The sequence below is a fragment of the Hymenobacter convexus genome, assembly GCF_030580955.1.
GTDB lineage: Bacteria > Bacteroidota > Bacteroidia > Cytophagales > Hymenobacteraceae > Hymenobacter.
This window is the reverse complement of sequence record NZ_JAUQON010000003.1, coordinates 297,256-312,018: the sequence shown is the minus strand read 5'-3', so window position 1 is coordinate 312,018 and position 14,763 is coordinate 297,256. Positions and strand designations below refer to the sequence as shown.

Sequence of the window (14,763 nt, the reverse complement as noted above, 5' to 3'; positions counted from 1 at the left end):
TTCATCAACCGCCATCTGAATCGCCATGGAAAAGTCGTTTCGCTCATTGGCCCTGGCCTGCACCGCAATCGGCTTGCTGGCCGCTGCTTGCCAGCCCCAGGCCAAACCGCACGCGGTGGCGCACTCCCGGCCGGAAACCAAGGCGGGTATAGCTGCAAATGCCCAGCCAGCCACTGCTGCACATTTGCCCGTGGTCACTCACCTGGGGCCGGATGAGGCCAGCGCCGAAGACCGAACCCGGGTCGAAATAGGCGCGCCAGTACCCAATATTTCAGCATTTCTCACCGCCAACAACCTAGCCCCGCTGTGGCAGGCCGATTTTGGCCAGCGAGAAAACGATTACCCCCGACCTACCGTTCTGGACGGTTTTTACGGGGCCGAGCACCGCCACATTGCGTTCATCTTTGATTCAGTGGAGCCCGATACCGCGCAGGTCGGTGCGTTTCGGGTGCGAGGCCGTTCGCGCTTCCGCAAAAGCATCACGCCCTTCGCGGGTGCCATCACGGTGGTGGGCATCCGGTCGATGAAAGCTTTTTTGGACCTCGATTCGGCCGAAGTGGCGCAGGCCCGCAGCTACACCGCCACGGCCCGCTTTGTGCTGCATGAAGACAGCACGGCCACGGGAGCCGGCACTTTCCAAGGCACGGCGCACCTTGATTTTTACCGACTGGGAACCGGCAAGCTTGACCTTTTGCAAACCTTTCCTGACAAGGCATTTCCATCCGGGGGAGGGGGCCTGCTGTTCCGGGGGCAGTGGCGGAGCCGGCGCACGGGGCGCCAACAGGCGGTCGCGTTTGCCAATTATTCCCAATCCGTTGTGCCCGATGCGATGTCCGATTTGTACCTGGGGGACCGGGGCGAAAACATCAACCCCAAGTACGCCGGGCTCGACTGGAGCGAAGCTTGGGAAAACGAGGAATGGTGGGCCAAATCGCCCAAGCCTTCCCTCAACCTTTGATAATAAAACGCCGCCCAGCCACGTTAGAACCTCAGAAGCGCCATCTAGCAATATAGCCGGCCTTTCTTCACCGTTTTTTCTGGGTTCTATGCGTTACTTCCTGTTGCTGGCGGCGCCTGCGCTGCTGCTCGGCGCGGCCCGGCCTTCGCGCCGGCCAGCCCCAGCCCCGTTGGCCCCGCCGCCTACTACTGCCCCGGCGCCCCTGGCCGCCCCCGGCGCGGTGCTTTCCAACGCCGCGCGGCAGGCCCTGTTGGCCCGCATCAACCTGGGCCGCCTGTGGCAGCACCAGCCTCAAAAAGGCACCGAGGACGTGCTCAACGGCACATTCGGCTACGACGGGCGGCGGCTGGAGTTTGTGTTTCTCAGTGTGCAGCCCGATGCCAAGAGCCCCGGCCGCTACTTAGTTTCCGGCAAGTTTCGTTGCTACGGCGACGTCACGCCGTTTCGGGGCAGCATCGAAGTGCAGCAGGTGCAGCGCCTGCCCGCCGAACTGGCTCGCGAATTTGAGCGAAGCGAAACCCTTGCCGCGCCAACCTATTGCGCCACCGGCAGCTTTGCCCTGCGCGCCAGCAGCGCGCAGGGCCTGGGGGGCCGATTCGACGGCCGTATAGCCCTCGATTTCTGTTTGGATAAAGGCGGCCGCGCCGAATTGGCCCGCTACACCCTGAACCCGGCCACCCGCCGCGGCGGCCTGCTCTTCGACGGGGCCTGGCGCGAGGCCGACAACACCGATGCCGTGCCCGCGCTCTGGAAACAGGATGTCGCCGTGATTCAGCAGGTGCTGACGCGCTTCGAAATCGGTGACCGCGACGCCCACATCAACCCTCGATACGCCCGCGTGGGCTGGAATAATTTCTGGAAAAACGACGAATGGTGGGTCGAAAAATCATTAGCGCGACGCTAAAGTGGTGGGCAGAAAATTATTAGCTAAGTGAATTAGTATCTTCGCGCTTGCGTTGCTAACTTCACCAGCCGAATCTGCGTTAGCATTGAACGCTATTCCCGGCTGCTGCCCTCCCCGATGATTAATACCAACCTCAAGTTTTGCCGGCGCGAGCTCGCCCTCACGCAGGCCCAGATGGCCGATAAACTCGGCATCAAACGCTCCCTGGTGGGGGCCTACGAAGAAGGCCGCGCCGAGCCCCGCCTCGCCACCCTCGTCAACATGGCCCGCCTGTTCGGCATCACGCTCGACCAGCTGGTAACCACCGACTTCAGCAAGAAGAAAAACGCTAAAATCATCGGCACGGCCCCGGCCCCCGAGGCCGGCGCCGAAGCCGACGACCAGCCCGAACCCCCCACGCCCGCCGGCGGCAAGCTGCGCGTGCTGGCCTTCACCGTCGACCAGGACCAGAACGAGAACATTGAGCTGGTGCCCCAGAAAGCCGCCGCCGGCTACCTCAACGGCTACGCTGACCGCGAATACCTGGAGGTGCTGCCCAAGTTCCGCCTGCCCATGCTTTCGAACACCGGGACGTATCGCGCCTTCGAAATCGCCGGCGATTCCATGCTGCCCATTGCCAGCGGCACCGTCATCGTGGGCCGCTACGTGGAGGACTGGGCCAGCATCAAGGACGGCACGCCGTGCATTGTGGTGAGCTCGCGCGACGGCATCGTGTTCAAGCGCGTGTTCAATAAGATGCGCTCCGGCGCCATGTTCGTGCTGCACTCCGACAATCCGCACTTCACGCCCTACGACGTGAAAGTGGACGACGTGCTTGAAATCTGGGAAGCGAAGAGCTACATCAGCAGTACGTTCCCCATCGCTGAACTGTCGCTGGAGCGCGTGGCCAGCCTCGTGCTGGACTTGCAGCAGCAAGTCGCGCTGCTGAAGAAAGCTTGAGTAGCATAATGGGCTGCTCGAACTGGCGACAGAATAAATAACGGTCATGCTTCGGCTGCGCTCAGCATGACCGTTCTGGTTTGAAGAAGAACGCCAACTTCCGGCCCGGCTGGCGCGTATGGGAGGCACTCCCATTCCCCAAGCTTTTGCATGATGCTTAAATACATTTCTTCGGCCGACCGCCACCACGCTGCCCCGGCCGCCTGGCTCAGCAGCTACTTCCTGTTCTCGTTTGCCGATTATTTCGACCGCGACAACATGCATTTCGGCCCTCTGCGGGTGTTCAACGACGATAGTGTGGCGGCGCAATCGGGTTTTCCGCAGCACCCGCACTCCGAAATGGAAATCGTGACGCTGGTGCTCGACGGCGAAATCACGCACCAGGACACGATGGGCAACAAAACGACCATCAAGGCCGGCGAAGTGCAGCGCATGACCGCCGGCACCGGCTTGGCCCACTCCGAATTCAACCGCCAGGACAAGCCCCTGCACCTCTACCAGCTGTGGTTCATCCCGGGCCAGAAGGGCCTGGCGCCCAGCTACGAGCAGAAGGACCTGGGCTTCATCGGCGGCGATAAGAATAAGCTCGTGCCCCTCGTCACCGGCCAAAAGGTGCTGGAGGACGTGGTGTACATGAACTCGAATAGCACCGTGTACTGGGCCAACCTCGCCGAAGACAAGGAAATCGAATTCAAGACATTCCCCATCCGCCTCACCTTCATTTACGTGAAAGAGGGCGTGATTTTCGTGAACGGTACCGAGCTTGGCCCCAACGACCAGGCCCGCATGACGGGCGACGACGTGGTGCAAATCCGGGCCGGCAAGGATGCTCAGTTCATCCTCATCGACCTGCCCGCGAGCGAATCCAACTATTAGGCACGCTCCCGCCAGTGCATAAAAAAGCCGGCCCCGAAGCCGGCTTTTTTATGCCCCAGTGGTGGAGTGGGCATTAAAAATTATAGCTCACGCCGGCCGAGTAGCCGGTGGATTTGCCAATGTTGCGGCCCGCGACATACGTGCTGATGCCCAACGACAGCCCAAAACCATTGGCAATGGGCCGGTAGCCGCTGGCGCCTAGGCGCACGTAGTTAACGCGCGTGGAGGGGAAGAAGCCAGTAAAGCCCTGCTCCGAAATGTCGGTGCCGCCGTTCGATTCCTGAAACGAGGCGTAACCTTCGAGGTAGGTCTTGGGGCCCGCGTAGCCCAGTTTGGCCTCCCCGATGAGGGCGTGCGGCACCAGGCCGGTGCGCAGGCTGTAGCCCACCTGGGCCGTAGCAAATACGCCCGAAGCCGTTTTGAGGTGCGCCACGCCGGCCGTTGAATACTTGGTGGCGCGGTTGCCGATGGCAATGATGTAGCCGTAGCCGGTGTTCGTCTGGTAGTTGCTCACCGGGGTGCTGAAGCTCACCACGCCCAGCAAATCGAGGATGCTGCTGCCGATTTCGCGCGAGTACACCTTGAACTTGAACAGGGCGTTGACGTCCTGCAGGCCCTGGCGCACGTTGGTATAGCCTTGGTCGGAGTAGAGGGCGTTGAGGTCGCTGATGACGGTGCCAGGTGCCCGACCTTTCGATTGAATAAAGGGCAGGCTGACCACGGCGTCAATTTTGTCGGTGAGGCCATAGGTGCCGTAGAGGTTGACGGAGTTGATGCGGACTTCCTGAAAAATGGGCACGCCATCAATTTTCTCCGGTGCCAGAAAGACCCGTGTGTAGCTCTCGGTAGTGCCCGACACCGCTATTGAACCATGGCCTTTGCCGGCCATAAAACCACTCACCAGGCTCTGGGCGCGGCCTGCCGAAACGGTGCCAATTGCAAATAAGGTACTGAGTGCAAGTGTAGAAAGCTTTTGCATAAAATTGAATTTATTCAATAAATAATTACCGTGTCTATTTGCTAGATAAAACGGACGGCAATTATTTGAAAGCGCAATCTACGGGTAGGAAATAGCTTCCGGATTTACCTTAGCGCAATCCAAAGGCATTTTAAAATCGTTTATAGTCAACGATTTGGGCTAAACTGTTCTTCTGGCTCGACCAATACATTCTTTTACACGATGAAAAAATATTTTCCTCTCAAAGCCGGTGCATTGATACTGGGCCTACTGGTGGCCGGATGTGCAAAAAACAAAGAAGTAGAGCCTACCATTACCAACATTGCCGTTACCAATCCCGACTTCCAGACGCTGGAAGATGCGGCCATTCGCGGCAACGTAGCGGTGCTGCTTGGCAACAAGAACGATGCTGACCCATCGGGCAACTTCACGGTGTTTGCGCCCACCAACGCGGCCTTCGCCCGCCTGGGCCTCAACTCGGCTGCTGACCTCACGGCTTTGCAACAGCCATTTCTGCGCAGCACGCTATTTTATCACGTGTACAGCGGCACGCTGCCGGGCAGTGCGCTCACGTCGGCCAGCACCTCGGCCTCGGCGCTGGGCATCACGCGGCGCATCATTCAGCGGGCCGACGGGAGCAAGTACATCAACGGCTCGAAGATTCTGGGCACGGACGTGGCGGCGGCCAATGGCCTGATTCATCCCATCGATAAGGTGCTGCTGGCCACGGGTGTTGATGTACTCAGTTCGGCTCTGGCCCTGCAGAAGGGTGACGTATTTGTGAAACCCGAGCTGACGTTCCTGGTGGAGGCCGTGGTGTATTGCAACCTGCAGTCGGCCCTCACGGGCACGCCGGGCAGCCCCAAGCTGACCGTTTTTGCGCCCACTGACCAGGCTTTCAAAGACCTGGGCACCCTGCTGAATGTGCCGCTCAACGTGCCCGCCGACATCCGCAAGCTGCCGTTGGCCACCGTCACGGCCGTGTTGCTCAACCACGTCATCATCGGTGGCACGCAGGGTGGCAAGTTCACCCCGGAACTCCCCGAGAGCTCGACCATTGCCGCTGCCGGTGGCCCCATTGCCCTCGGCGCCTTCAGCAACGGCGTGCTCACGGCCAAAGGCAACGGCAACACCGCGCCGGCCAACATGGTGATTCCCGACGTGCAGTGCACCAACGGCGTGGTCCACGTCATTGACCGCGTGTTGCTGCCGTAATGGCTGCAAAGCCTTATCACAGCGAAACTAAAAAGGCCGGCTTCAATCAGAAGCCGGCCTTTTTAGTTTCTTGAATTGGTGGGCCTACATCGTGTATTTCCGTCCTTTGTTCTGGGCTTTCAAATAAGCCATCAGGGGCTGGAAATAGTCGACCATGGCGCGGGCCGAGAGGTCTTCGCCGGTTTTTTCCTTCAGGACTGCGCGCCAGTCGCGGCTGGAGCCGGGGCGCATGATGTCGCGCAGGAACAGGCCCACTTCCTGGTTGCCATAATAGTTGGTGGCGTGCGGGTCCTGGTGCAGGATGTTTTTGGCGATGTGGTCGTGGAGCTGAAACAGGATGACGTAGCTCAGCGCGTAGTCGTAGTACTGGGCGGGGTCGTCGTTGATGTGGGTTTTGGTGGCGGGGTCGAGGTAGTTTTCGCCGCGCTCAGTGGGCGGCACCATGCCCTGGTACTGCTTGCACAGGGCCCACCACTTGGCGTTGAGCTGGTCGGCGGGCAGCTTGTCGGCGTAGAAGCTGTTTTCCCACTCGCTCATCACGCCTGAGGCGAAAGGAATGAAGGTGACGTAGCTCAGGGCCTCCTGCAGGAGTTGCTGGGTCTGGTCGGTTTTGGTGCTGGCCGGAATCAGGCCCAGGCCCACCAGAAAAGGCTTCTGCTTGGCCGCCAGGCCCATCATCGAGCCAATGGCCTCGTGGTAGGCGCGGTTGGCGCCCTGGCGGAGCAGCGGCGGTACGTCGGGGTTGGAGTAGGTTTGGTAGTAGAAAATGTGACCCAGCTCATGGTGGGCAGTTTCGTACCACTCGGTGTTGGCCTCCACGCTCATCAGGCTGCGCAGGTCCTGGTTGAGGTCCATGTGCCAGGCCGAGGCGTGGTTGTTTTTCTTGTAGGTGGCGTTTTTGGGCAGTGGGTAGAGGCTGCTTTTCTCATAAAATGAAGCCGGCAGCGCCGGGAAGCCCAGGCTCTGGTAGAACCGCTCGCCCTGCTTCACCTGCCACTCCGCGCCTTTCTTGGCCAGCACGGCGTCGAGGTTCAGCCCTTTCACGTCCACCAACGCGCCCCAGTCCTGGCCCCAGCGGTTAGGCAGCCAGTGGGCGGGCAGGTAGTCGGGCACCTGCTTCACCTTGTATTTTTTGGCCAGCTCGTAGCGGGCGTAGGTGTGCAGCTCGCGGTAGAGGGGACGCAGCTCGTCGTTGATTTTGCGCACCAAGGCCATCATTTCGTCCCGGGTCAGGCCGTAGTCGCTGGCCTGGTAGGTGAAATAATCGGGGTAGCCCAAGGCCTGCACCGTTTGGTTGCGGAGGTCGCGCAGGTTGAGCAGGCCATCTTTCAGCGTGGGGCCGATGGCCTTGCTGGCTTCCCAGATTTGCTGGCGCTTCTGCGGGTTGGTTTCCTTGCGCAGCAGCTCGTCGATATCGTTGGTGATGACGGATTTGCCAGCGTATTTGTAGTCAAACCCGTAGAGCTTTTCCGTCTGAGCGGCTTCGGCGCTGATACGCTTTTTCACCACATCGGCCACGGTTTGCGGGTTGTTGGCGGCGTTATAGAGGGCCGTTTCCAGCTGCTTGACCTGAAGTGGCGTCAGGGCGCTTTTGTGCGTCAGCAGCTCGCGCAGCTGGCGGATGTTCTCGGCGCTGCCCGTGAAGGCGGCCATGCGCTGGTTGGCGCGGGTGGTGGCGCCGGCGTTGCTGGTGTCGCCGGCCACAATGTGGGTGTTGGAGCGCCATTCGGCCTCGCTCGACGCCGTGTAGAGGCGCACGTATTCGGCATTGTAGCCATCCAGAAACTGCTGGGCCTGGGCGCGGTAGTCGGGCGGGGCCGGGGCGGTAGGTGGCGGGGCCGGAGCGGCGGGCGCGGTAGCGACGGGAGCTTTCGCGGTGGGAGCGCAGGCAGCCAGCGTGGCGGCGGCCATGAGGGGAAGCAAATGCTTTTTCATAGGGCAAAGAAATGCATTTTGCCGGAGGAAAAGCAGTAAGAACGTCATGTCTCGGCTGCGCTCGACATGACGTTCTTACTCAACCCGAGCGCCCTACGCCGCCTGCGCCTGCCCGAGATGACAGTCTTTATACTTCTTGCCGCTGCCGCAGGGGCACGGGGCGTTGCGGCCAAACTTGCGGCGGCTGCGCAGGGTTTTCAACCACTCGCGCGGGTCGGTGGCGACCTGGAGGAAACGTTTTTTGGGGTTTTGGCGGAAAACCCGGCTTAGCAACTTGTAGAGCTCGGGGTGGTTTTCCGCCAGCTTCTCGGGCTTCTCGAAGAAATATTCCGTCACCACCGCGAAGAACTCGGCTTCGTTGGTGGCCGCGTAGGGGTTGATTTCGGATTTGCCGGCCTGGATGGCGGCAATTTCGCGCTGCATCACTACGGCCCAGGGGTGCAATAGCTCGGGCGGCAGGGCGGCCTGGGGCACGCCGTCAATCACCCCGTCGGCCTCGTCCAGCAGGTGCGCAAACTCGTGGATGCCCACGTTCTGCCGGTCCACCGCGTCGCGGAAGCCCTGCTCCAACGACGCCTTCGACAGACGCATGTAGTGCTGGTTCTGGAAGCCCTGCACCGAGCCCAGCAGGGTGCCCTGCAAGGGTTGCACCTCCTGGTCGGGCGCGTCGGGCAGCTTCCAGGCATCGGGCACGATGAGCACCTCGCCCAAGTGGCTGTATTCCCACTCCGGAAAGCCGAACACCGGAATCAGGGCCGAGGCCGCTACCAGCAGGCGCGTGGTGTCGTCCACCTCAGTTTGCACGCCGGTGATGCGCGTGCCGGCCAGAAAAACCTGCACCTGCTTCTCAAACCGGACTTTTTCGCTCTTGCTGAGAGTTAGGTAGAAAGCCACCCGCTCGGCCAGAATCTGGCGCCAGGCCGCTGGAAACGCGGCCGCAACGGCCTCGGCGCGGCGGCGCGAGTCGGCGGTGGCGTATTGGTAAAACGCGTACAGAATAGCCGCCAGCACGGCCAGGGAAATCAAATAGGGCATGGGCCGGTAGTACGGCTGTCCCGGTTGGGGGTTGGGTTAGAGGTTGGTCCAGGGGCTATTCGGCGGCACGTTTGGTGGCCTCATCCGAATTGCGGCCCAGGCGGTAGCCCAGGCCGGCGCGCAACGCGAAGTTGGAGCCGAAGAAAGCCGTGCCGTAGCCCTGGGCATCGTCGTTGTAGTCGCGGTAGAGCTGCACGTCCACGCTGGTAGTGAAGCGGTGGCTCCGAAAGCCCAGCCCGATGTTGGGCAGGATAACGGCCTTCGCAAAAGGCACATTGGTGGCGGATGCCACCACCGGCGTGCCCGAAAGGGTGGTGATGCGCGGCATTATCGTTTTGTTCAGCTCATACCCAAAGCTGACCAGCCACTGCCGCTCGCGCGGAGCCGGAATAAAAAAACGCACGCCCAGCCGCGCGCTGCCCAGCAGGCCCTTGTAGGTATAAACGGATTTGGAGTACGAGTAATTGCTGTATTCCACGTTGGAGCTTTTGAACGAGCTCAGCGTCAGCTCACCGAAGATGGCCGCCGTGCGGCTGGGCTGCAACACCTCGGCGTAGAGCCCGCCGAAGGGATGCACCGCGCAATCGACGCAGGTCCCGGCCAGCTCCGCCGCGTTGCTCTCGGTGCGGTTGTAGCGCACCCCCGCCAGCACGCCGCCCTGGAAAGCCAGCCGCCGCCGCGGCGTGGCTTCGGCCAGCAGGTTGTGCCCGGGCTGGTGCGCGGGGCTGCACGCGGCGTTGTAGGCCAGCACCACGGCCGACAGGCCTTCGACGGTGAAAGCGGCCTTTTGAGCCGCCAGGGACACCGTGGGGCAGTCGCCAAAGTACACACCGAGCTGCCCGCGGTAGTTGTTGCCATTCACCAGCGTCCACACCCCATCGGAGCCCTGCCGCAGGTATTTGCGCTCGCTCAGGTCCAGGGCCGGGCGGTCGGGGCGCAGCACCACGTAGTGCACGATGTCGGGCAGCACCACCCGCACCAGCGAGGCCGTGCCCTCCACCAGCACCTCGGCCAGCAGCGAATCGGTTTGGATGGCCGGGCGGTTTTCGCGGGGCAAATGGCCTACCACGGCCTTGGCGGCGTGGTCGATGGGCAGGCGCAGGAACCGGAAGTAGCGGCCCTTGGTGAAGCGCGCCGCCCGCAGCTGGTGCGGCAGGTAGGTTTCACTCGGGCTTTGGGCCGAACGCCGGAAGCGAATAGAAGGCGGCGGCTCTTCCCAGAATCCGTTTTCGATTTCGCCCCGCAGGGTATCGCCCACGGTACGCACCACGTAGCCCGGCTCGAACGTCTGGGCCAGGGATTGATAGGAAAAGCCCGCAAAAGCAAGCAGTAAAAACGGTAGACGACGCAGCATGAAAAACGTTGAGGTAAAATGAACTCACGAAAATAATGGCAAATGCGCAGGTAGCCGCCCGCGCAACAAGGCAATCAGCGCCGCGTCCCCAAACGGATACTTGTCCGGAATGCGCAGCACCACGAGGGTTTTGCCGCGCAGCTCCGCTGCATATTTTTCGCGCAGCCGGTCGGCGTGGCGGCGCTCCATCACAAAAATAATTTCGGCCCAGCCCAGGTGGCCGGCCGTGACGCGCACCCGGGCCCCCGGCTCGGTGCCGGCCGAGCGGGCTTCGTAGTGCGGATGCTCATCAAAAAGCCGCTCGGCGGTGAGACTGCGCCACTTGTTCTGGCTGCAGATGAAAAGGAGGCGCATGGAGGAATGGGTAGCTAAAAGAACGTCATGCCGAGCGCAGCGCAGCATCTTGCCCGCCACTAGTAATCCAATGATTGGAATTTAGTGACTGCGGGCAAGATGCTGCGCTGCGCTCGGCATGACGTTCAGCGGGGAGGTTCTTTCTTAGCGAATCAGCGCCACTTTCACCTTCTTGCCCTTCACCTTAGCCCCTTGCATATTCGCCAGCACTTCTTCGGCCTGGGCCTCGGGCACGGCCACGAAGCTGTGGTGGTCGAAAACTTCGATGCGGCCCACGGCGTCGCGCTCCAGGCCGCCCACGCTCACGAAGGCACCGGCCAGGTCGCCGCGGCTGATTTTTTCGCTCTTGCCGGCCGATACGTGCAGCGTAACCGTGCTGGGGCGCGGGGCCTTGGGCGCCGCGGCGGGCAGGGCCGGCGGGCGCATCCCGGCCCATTGCACGTTGCGGGCCGTGGGCCACTGCTGAATCTTCTGCTGCTCGTGGGGCGTCACGAGCAGGTGGGCGGTGCCCACGGCGCCGGCGCGGGCCGTGCGGCCGGCCCGGTGCTGGAAGGTGTCGGTTTCGTGGGGCGGGTCGAACTGCACCACCGTGTCGAGGTCGTTCACGTCGAGGCCGCGAGCGGCCACGTCGGTGGCCACCAGCACGGTGGCCGAGCCGTTGCGTAGCTTCATCATGCTCTTATCGCGCTCGGGCTGCAACATTTTGCCGTGCAGGGCCTCGGCGGCCAGGCCCCGGCCGCGCAGGAAGCGGGTGAGCTCTTCTACCCGGTCGCGGGTGTTGGCGAACACGAGCGAGCGGCCGGCGGTGGGCTGGCTGATAATGTGATAAAGGGCCGCCGGCTTCATGTCGGCGGCGCTGAGGACGTGGCCGAGTAGCACGAGGCTCTCGGGCAGGGTGGTGGCGTTGGAGCCGCCCACGTTCATCACGCGGGGCCGCGTCAGGTACTCGCGCACGAGGCTCAGCACCTTATCCGGCATGGTGGCCGAGAACAGGAGCGTCTGGCGGCGCTGCGGCAGGCGGCTGATGATGGTGGCCATTTCCTCTTGGAAACCCAGCTCCAGCAGCTTGTCGGCTTCGTCCAGCACCAGCACTTTCAGGCGGTTGGGCACAATGGTGCGGCGCTCCAGGTGGTCGAGCATGCGGCCGGGCGTGGCCACTACCACGTGGGGCATCTGCTGGAGGCCTTTCACTTCGTCGCGCATGGCGTGGCCGCCGTAGTAGCCGGCCACCCGCAGGTTGGGGATGTGCTTGCCGAGGCGCTGCAGGGCGTCGCGCACCTGCAGCACCAGTTCGCGGGCGGGCACCAGCACCAGCGCCTGCATGGTGGCCGAGGTAGGGTCGACCTGCTGGAGCACGGCCAGGCCGTAGGCGGCGGTTTTGCCCGAGCCGGTGGGGGCCTGCCCGGCCACGTCCTGCCCTTCGAGGGCGGGGGCCAGCACCAGCTGCTGCACGGGGGTGGGCTGGGTGAAATTCAGCTCGGCCACGCCCGCCAGCAGGGCGGGGGAGAGGGCGAAATCGGCGAATTGCAGGTTGGGCTCGGTGGTTTTGGGCGCTTCGGCAGCGGCCCCGGCGGCGGAGGTATCGGGAGTATTCACGGGGCAAAGGTACGGCGGCTGGCAGGGTGGGCGTTTGTCATTGCGAGGGGAGCGTAGCGCAACGCGGCAATCTGTCCTCTCTATGCGACCAGCCTTGAGAAGTGACGAAGCATTTTTCAAAAAGACTACGCCTTTTAGACGGCAGAAAGCCCTGTTACTATCCAGTGCCGGGCATTCTGGTAGAAGGAGGTGTCTGGCTTTGTCAGAGCGGATTGCCGCGTTCCGCTGCGCTCCACTCGTAATGGCAAATGACTTCCCCGATTACTCCTCCACGTTCACTAGCCGGTAGCGCACGGCCGACTTCTTCGGCCGGATATCGAGCCCAATCCGGTGCGCGTAGGCTTTGGTGAACGCCGCCCCGAAGTAGAATATCATGGCGCAGTAGAATACGAACAGCAGCACCAGCACCAGGCTCGACGCCGGCCCGTACACCGGCCCCAAATCCCGGGCCACCAGCAAGTGGCCCAGCACCACTTCGCCCAGGCTGATGAGAAAGGCCGTGAGCGCCGCCCCGCGCGTGACGGCCCGCCACGGCACTTTGGCCAAGCTCAGGGTGCGAAACGTGACGCCGAACCACGCCGCCAGAATCAGCCAGGCAATGACACCGTTCAGGCCCCGAACAACGAAATAGGCAAACGTGGCATCGAACTCATGAATGCTTTCGGCGAAGAGGCCCAGCGCCGAATCGGTGCCGAAGGCCAGCAGCGAGAGCCCCGCCGTGGCCAGCAGCACGCCCGCCGAGCGCGCCCGCTCGCGCAGGGCCTGCGAAAACTTGCCGGTGCCGCGCTTCGGCCGGATTTGCCAAAGTTGATTAAGCGAGTGCTGGATGATGGTGAACAGCGTGGTGGCCACGAAGAGCAGGAAGCAGAAGCCCGCCACCGTCACCAGCCGGCTGCGCATGGGGTCGGCCACGTTCATCACAATCTGCGCCACCAGCCCCGCCGCCGACGCCCCCACCAGGTTGCTGATTTTGGCCAGCAGCAGCTGCCGCACCATGGAGGTGGAGTAGAGCGAGCTCAGCAGCTGAATGAGGATGATGAGGATGGGCGGCAGCGCAAACGACGTGAAAAACGCCGTGGCCGCGCCCAGCCGCAGCGGGTCGTTCTGGCCCAGCTCGCGGGCGGCCCGATGCAAGAGAATGGGAAGCTCGCGCCACCACGGGCCCGGCAGCTCCGGCGAAGAACCTAACTTTGTCATAAATGCCCAAAAGGCAACATTTCGGGGCGCTGCCGTATGAGGAAGCCTGCCTGAACGAAGGTACGGGCCGCCGCCGGGCCTGGCGCAGGCCTTCCTCACTTTTCTTTATGTCAATTCCCGAACCCTCGCCGTTGCCGTTGGCCCCCGCGCCCGCCGCGCCGCCGCGCTCCTGGCTACGCCGCCGCTTGCTCGACCCGTTGCTCGATTTGCTCAAGGCCGGTCTTACGCCCTCGCAGCTGGCCCTCACCGTGGCCCTGGGCGCGGCCGTGGGCGTGGTGCCGCTGCTGGGCGTGACCACGGTGCTGAGTGCCGCCGTGGCCCTGCGCCTGCGCCTCAACGTGGCCGCCATGCAGCTCGTCACGCACCTCATGACGTTCTTTCAGCTGGCCCTGCTGATACCGCTGCTGCGCGCCGGCGCCCGGCTGCTGGGCCAGGGAGCGCAGGTAGAGCACCTTACGCTGCCGGCCTTGCGCCAGCTCATCGAGCACGAGGGCTGGCAAGCCATCGGCAAGCTGCTGTGGCGGGCCGAGCTGGGCGCCCTGCTGCTGTGGGCCGTGGCCTGCGTGCCGCTGGTGGCGGTAATTTATTTTGTGCTGCGGGTGGTGTTTCGGCGGGTGCTGGCGAAGCAGGACGTGGGCGCAGGTTGAAACTGTTTGTCATCCTGAGCGCAGCGAAGGACCTTCTCACGTTATAACAACTGGTTCTGCCGGGATAAGGTCCTTCGCTGCGCTCAGGATGACAGCCGAATCAAAGTTGACTCCCCCTGTGTTAAAATGCCAGCAGCGCTGCGGCCTGCTCGCGCAGCAGCTGCCGGGAAAGGTCGTGGTTGAGGCCGTCCTCGGCGTTTAAGTCCTGGTTGATGAAGGGCAGGCGCACGCGCTGGGGCAGCACGGCCGTGCCCAGGTACATCAGCACATCGGAGAGGTGGGCCATGGCCAGCAGGCCGCCCTGGCCGCCGCTGCTCAGGCCCACGAGGGCGGCTTTTTTGCCGGCAATGCCGCCGGGGTAGGCTAGGCCGTCGATGAAAGCCTTGAGCACGCCGGGGAAGGAAGCGTTGTATTCGGGCACCACAATGACCAGCTTCTGGCCGACATCGAGCATGGCCGCCAAGCGGTTGAATTCGGGGTGGCTGCCCACGTTGGCATAGAGCGCCGTAGCTACAAAATCGGCGGGCAGCTCGGCCAGGTCGAGAATCTGGCTTTCGGCGCCCAACTCGCTGAGCACGCGGCGGTAGTAATTGGCAATGCGGCGGGCCCGCGAGTTGGGCCGGTTGGTGCCGGCGAGTATCGTTATCAAAATGCAGTGGGGTTGCGGGTTCGGTTTGCTGCTAACCCCGAAGGCCTGCCATTGGTTACGCCGCCGTCCCGGAGCCCGCCCGAGCGCGAGTGCATCTGCCACGCAAGATGAGAGCAAGGATGCGCGAGAAGAGCTGAAGCAACTGG

Annotated in this window: 14 protein-coding genes; 6 read left to right on the top strand and 8 right to left on the bottom strand. The window is 62.7% G+C overall.

What is annotated here, in order from left to right:
• Window positions 1-25 precede the first annotated feature (25 nt).
• The 4 genes from Q4S41_RS07965 to Q4S41_RS07950 all read left to right on the top strand — a co-directional run bounded on the left by Q4S41_RS07965 (window position 26) and on the right by Q4S41_RS07950 (window position 3,677).
• A complete protein-coding gene (locus Q4S41_RS07965; RefSeq protein WP_305030576.1) occupies window positions 26-958 on the top strand; it encodes a hypothetical protein in 933 nt (310 codons plus the stop codon).
• Window positions 959-1,046: 88 nt separating this feature from the next.
• A complete protein-coding gene (locus Q4S41_RS07960) occupies window positions 1,047-1,862 on the top strand; it encodes a hypothetical protein (protein ID WP_305030575.1) in 816 nt (271 codons plus the stop codon).
• Between the two features lie 117 nt (window positions 1,863-1,979).
• Window positions 1,980-2,801: a helix-turn-helix domain-containing protein gene (locus tag Q4S41_RS07955; protein ID WP_305030574.1), complete on the top strand. Its 822-nt coding sequence runs from the start codon at window positions 1,980-1,982 to the stop codon at window positions 2,799-2,801.
• 150 nt (window positions 2,802-2,951) lie between these two features.
• On the top strand, window positions 2,952-3,677 hold the full coding sequence (locus Q4S41_RS07950; RefSeq protein WP_305030573.1) for a pirin family protein: 726 nt from the start codon (window positions 2,952-2,954) through the stop codon (window positions 3,675-3,677).
• Window positions 3,678-3,750: 73 nt separating this feature from the next.
• Here Q4S41_RS07950 and Q4S41_RS07945 read toward each other — a convergent pair whose 3' ends face one another.
• Complete coding sequence (locus tag Q4S41_RS07945) at window positions 3,751-4,656, bottom strand: hypothetical protein (protein WP_305030572.1); 906 nt, start codon at window positions 4,654-4,656, stop codon at window positions 3,751-3,753.
• Window positions 4,657-4,857: 201 nt separating this feature from the next.
• On the opposite strand from Q4S41_RS07945, the gene Q4S41_RS07940 reads away from it, so the two are divergent.
• Window positions 4,858-5,850 carry a fasciclin domain-containing protein gene (locus Q4S41_RS07940; protein ID WP_305030571.1) on the top strand — a complete coding sequence of 331 codons (993 nt, stop codon included), beginning with the start codon at window positions 4,858-4,860 and terminating at the stop codon, window positions 5,848-5,850.
• Window positions 5,851-5,934: 84 nt separating this feature from the next.
• On the opposite strand, the gene Q4S41_RS07935 is transcribed toward Q4S41_RS07940, so the two are convergent.
• From Q4S41_RS07935 to Q4S41_RS07910, 6 genes are all read right to left on the bottom strand, one after another.
• Window positions 5,935-7,785 (bottom strand): M2 family metallopeptidase, encoded by a 1,851-nt coding sequence (locus Q4S41_RS07935; RefSeq protein ID WP_305030570.1) that lies wholly within the window; start codon window positions 7,783-7,785, stop codon window positions 5,935-5,937.
• Between the two features lie 93 nt (window positions 7,786-7,878).
• A complete protein-coding gene (locus Q4S41_RS07930) occupies window positions 7,879-8,820 on the bottom strand; it encodes a zinc-dependent peptidase (RefSeq protein ID WP_305030569.1) in 942 nt (313 codons plus the stop codon).
• A gap of 55 nt (window positions 8,821-8,875) precedes the next feature.
• Window positions 8,876-10,174, bottom strand: coding sequence for a hypothetical protein (locus Q4S41_RS07925; RefSeq protein WP_305030568.1), 1,299 nt, complete (start codon window positions 10,172-10,174; stop codon window positions 8,876-8,878).
• A gap of 24 nt (window positions 10,175-10,198) precedes the next feature.
• Window positions 10,199-10,528 carry a low molecular weight protein tyrosine phosphatase family protein gene (locus Q4S41_RS07920; RefSeq protein ID WP_305030567.1) on the bottom strand — a complete coding sequence of 110 codons (330 nt, stop codon included), beginning with the start codon at window positions 10,526-10,528 and terminating at the stop codon, window positions 10,199-10,201.
• 144 nt (window positions 10,529-10,672) lie between these two features.
• Window positions 10,673-12,124, bottom strand: coding sequence for a DEAD/DEAH box helicase (locus Q4S41_RS07915; RefSeq protein WP_305030566.1), 1,452 nt, complete (start codon window positions 12,122-12,124; stop codon window positions 10,673-10,675).
• A gap of 261 nt (window positions 12,125-12,385) precedes the next feature.
• Window positions 12,386-13,321, bottom strand: a complete 936-nt coding sequence (locus Q4S41_RS07910; protein WP_305030565.1) for a YihY/virulence factor BrkB family protein — start codon at window positions 13,319-13,321, stop codon at window positions 12,386-12,388.
• Between the two features lie 107 nt (window positions 13,322-13,428).
• Here Q4S41_RS07910 and Q4S41_RS07905 point away from each other — a divergent pair, with 107 nt between their 5' ends.
• A complete protein-coding gene (locus tag Q4S41_RS07905) occupies window positions 13,429-13,968 on the top strand; it encodes a DUF2062 domain-containing protein (protein WP_305030564.1) in 540 nt (179 codons plus the stop codon).
• A 121-nt stretch (window positions 13,969-14,089) separates the two neighbouring features.
• Here the strand turns inward: Q4S41_RS07905 and Q4S41_RS07900 are convergent, their stop codons facing one another.
• Window positions 14,090-14,617 carry an NADPH-dependent FMN reductase gene (locus tag Q4S41_RS07900; protein ID WP_305030563.1) on the bottom strand — a complete coding sequence of 176 codons (528 nt, stop codon included), beginning with the start codon at window positions 14,615-14,617 and terminating at the stop codon, window positions 14,090-14,092.
• Window positions 14,618-14,763: the final 146 nt, after the last annotated feature.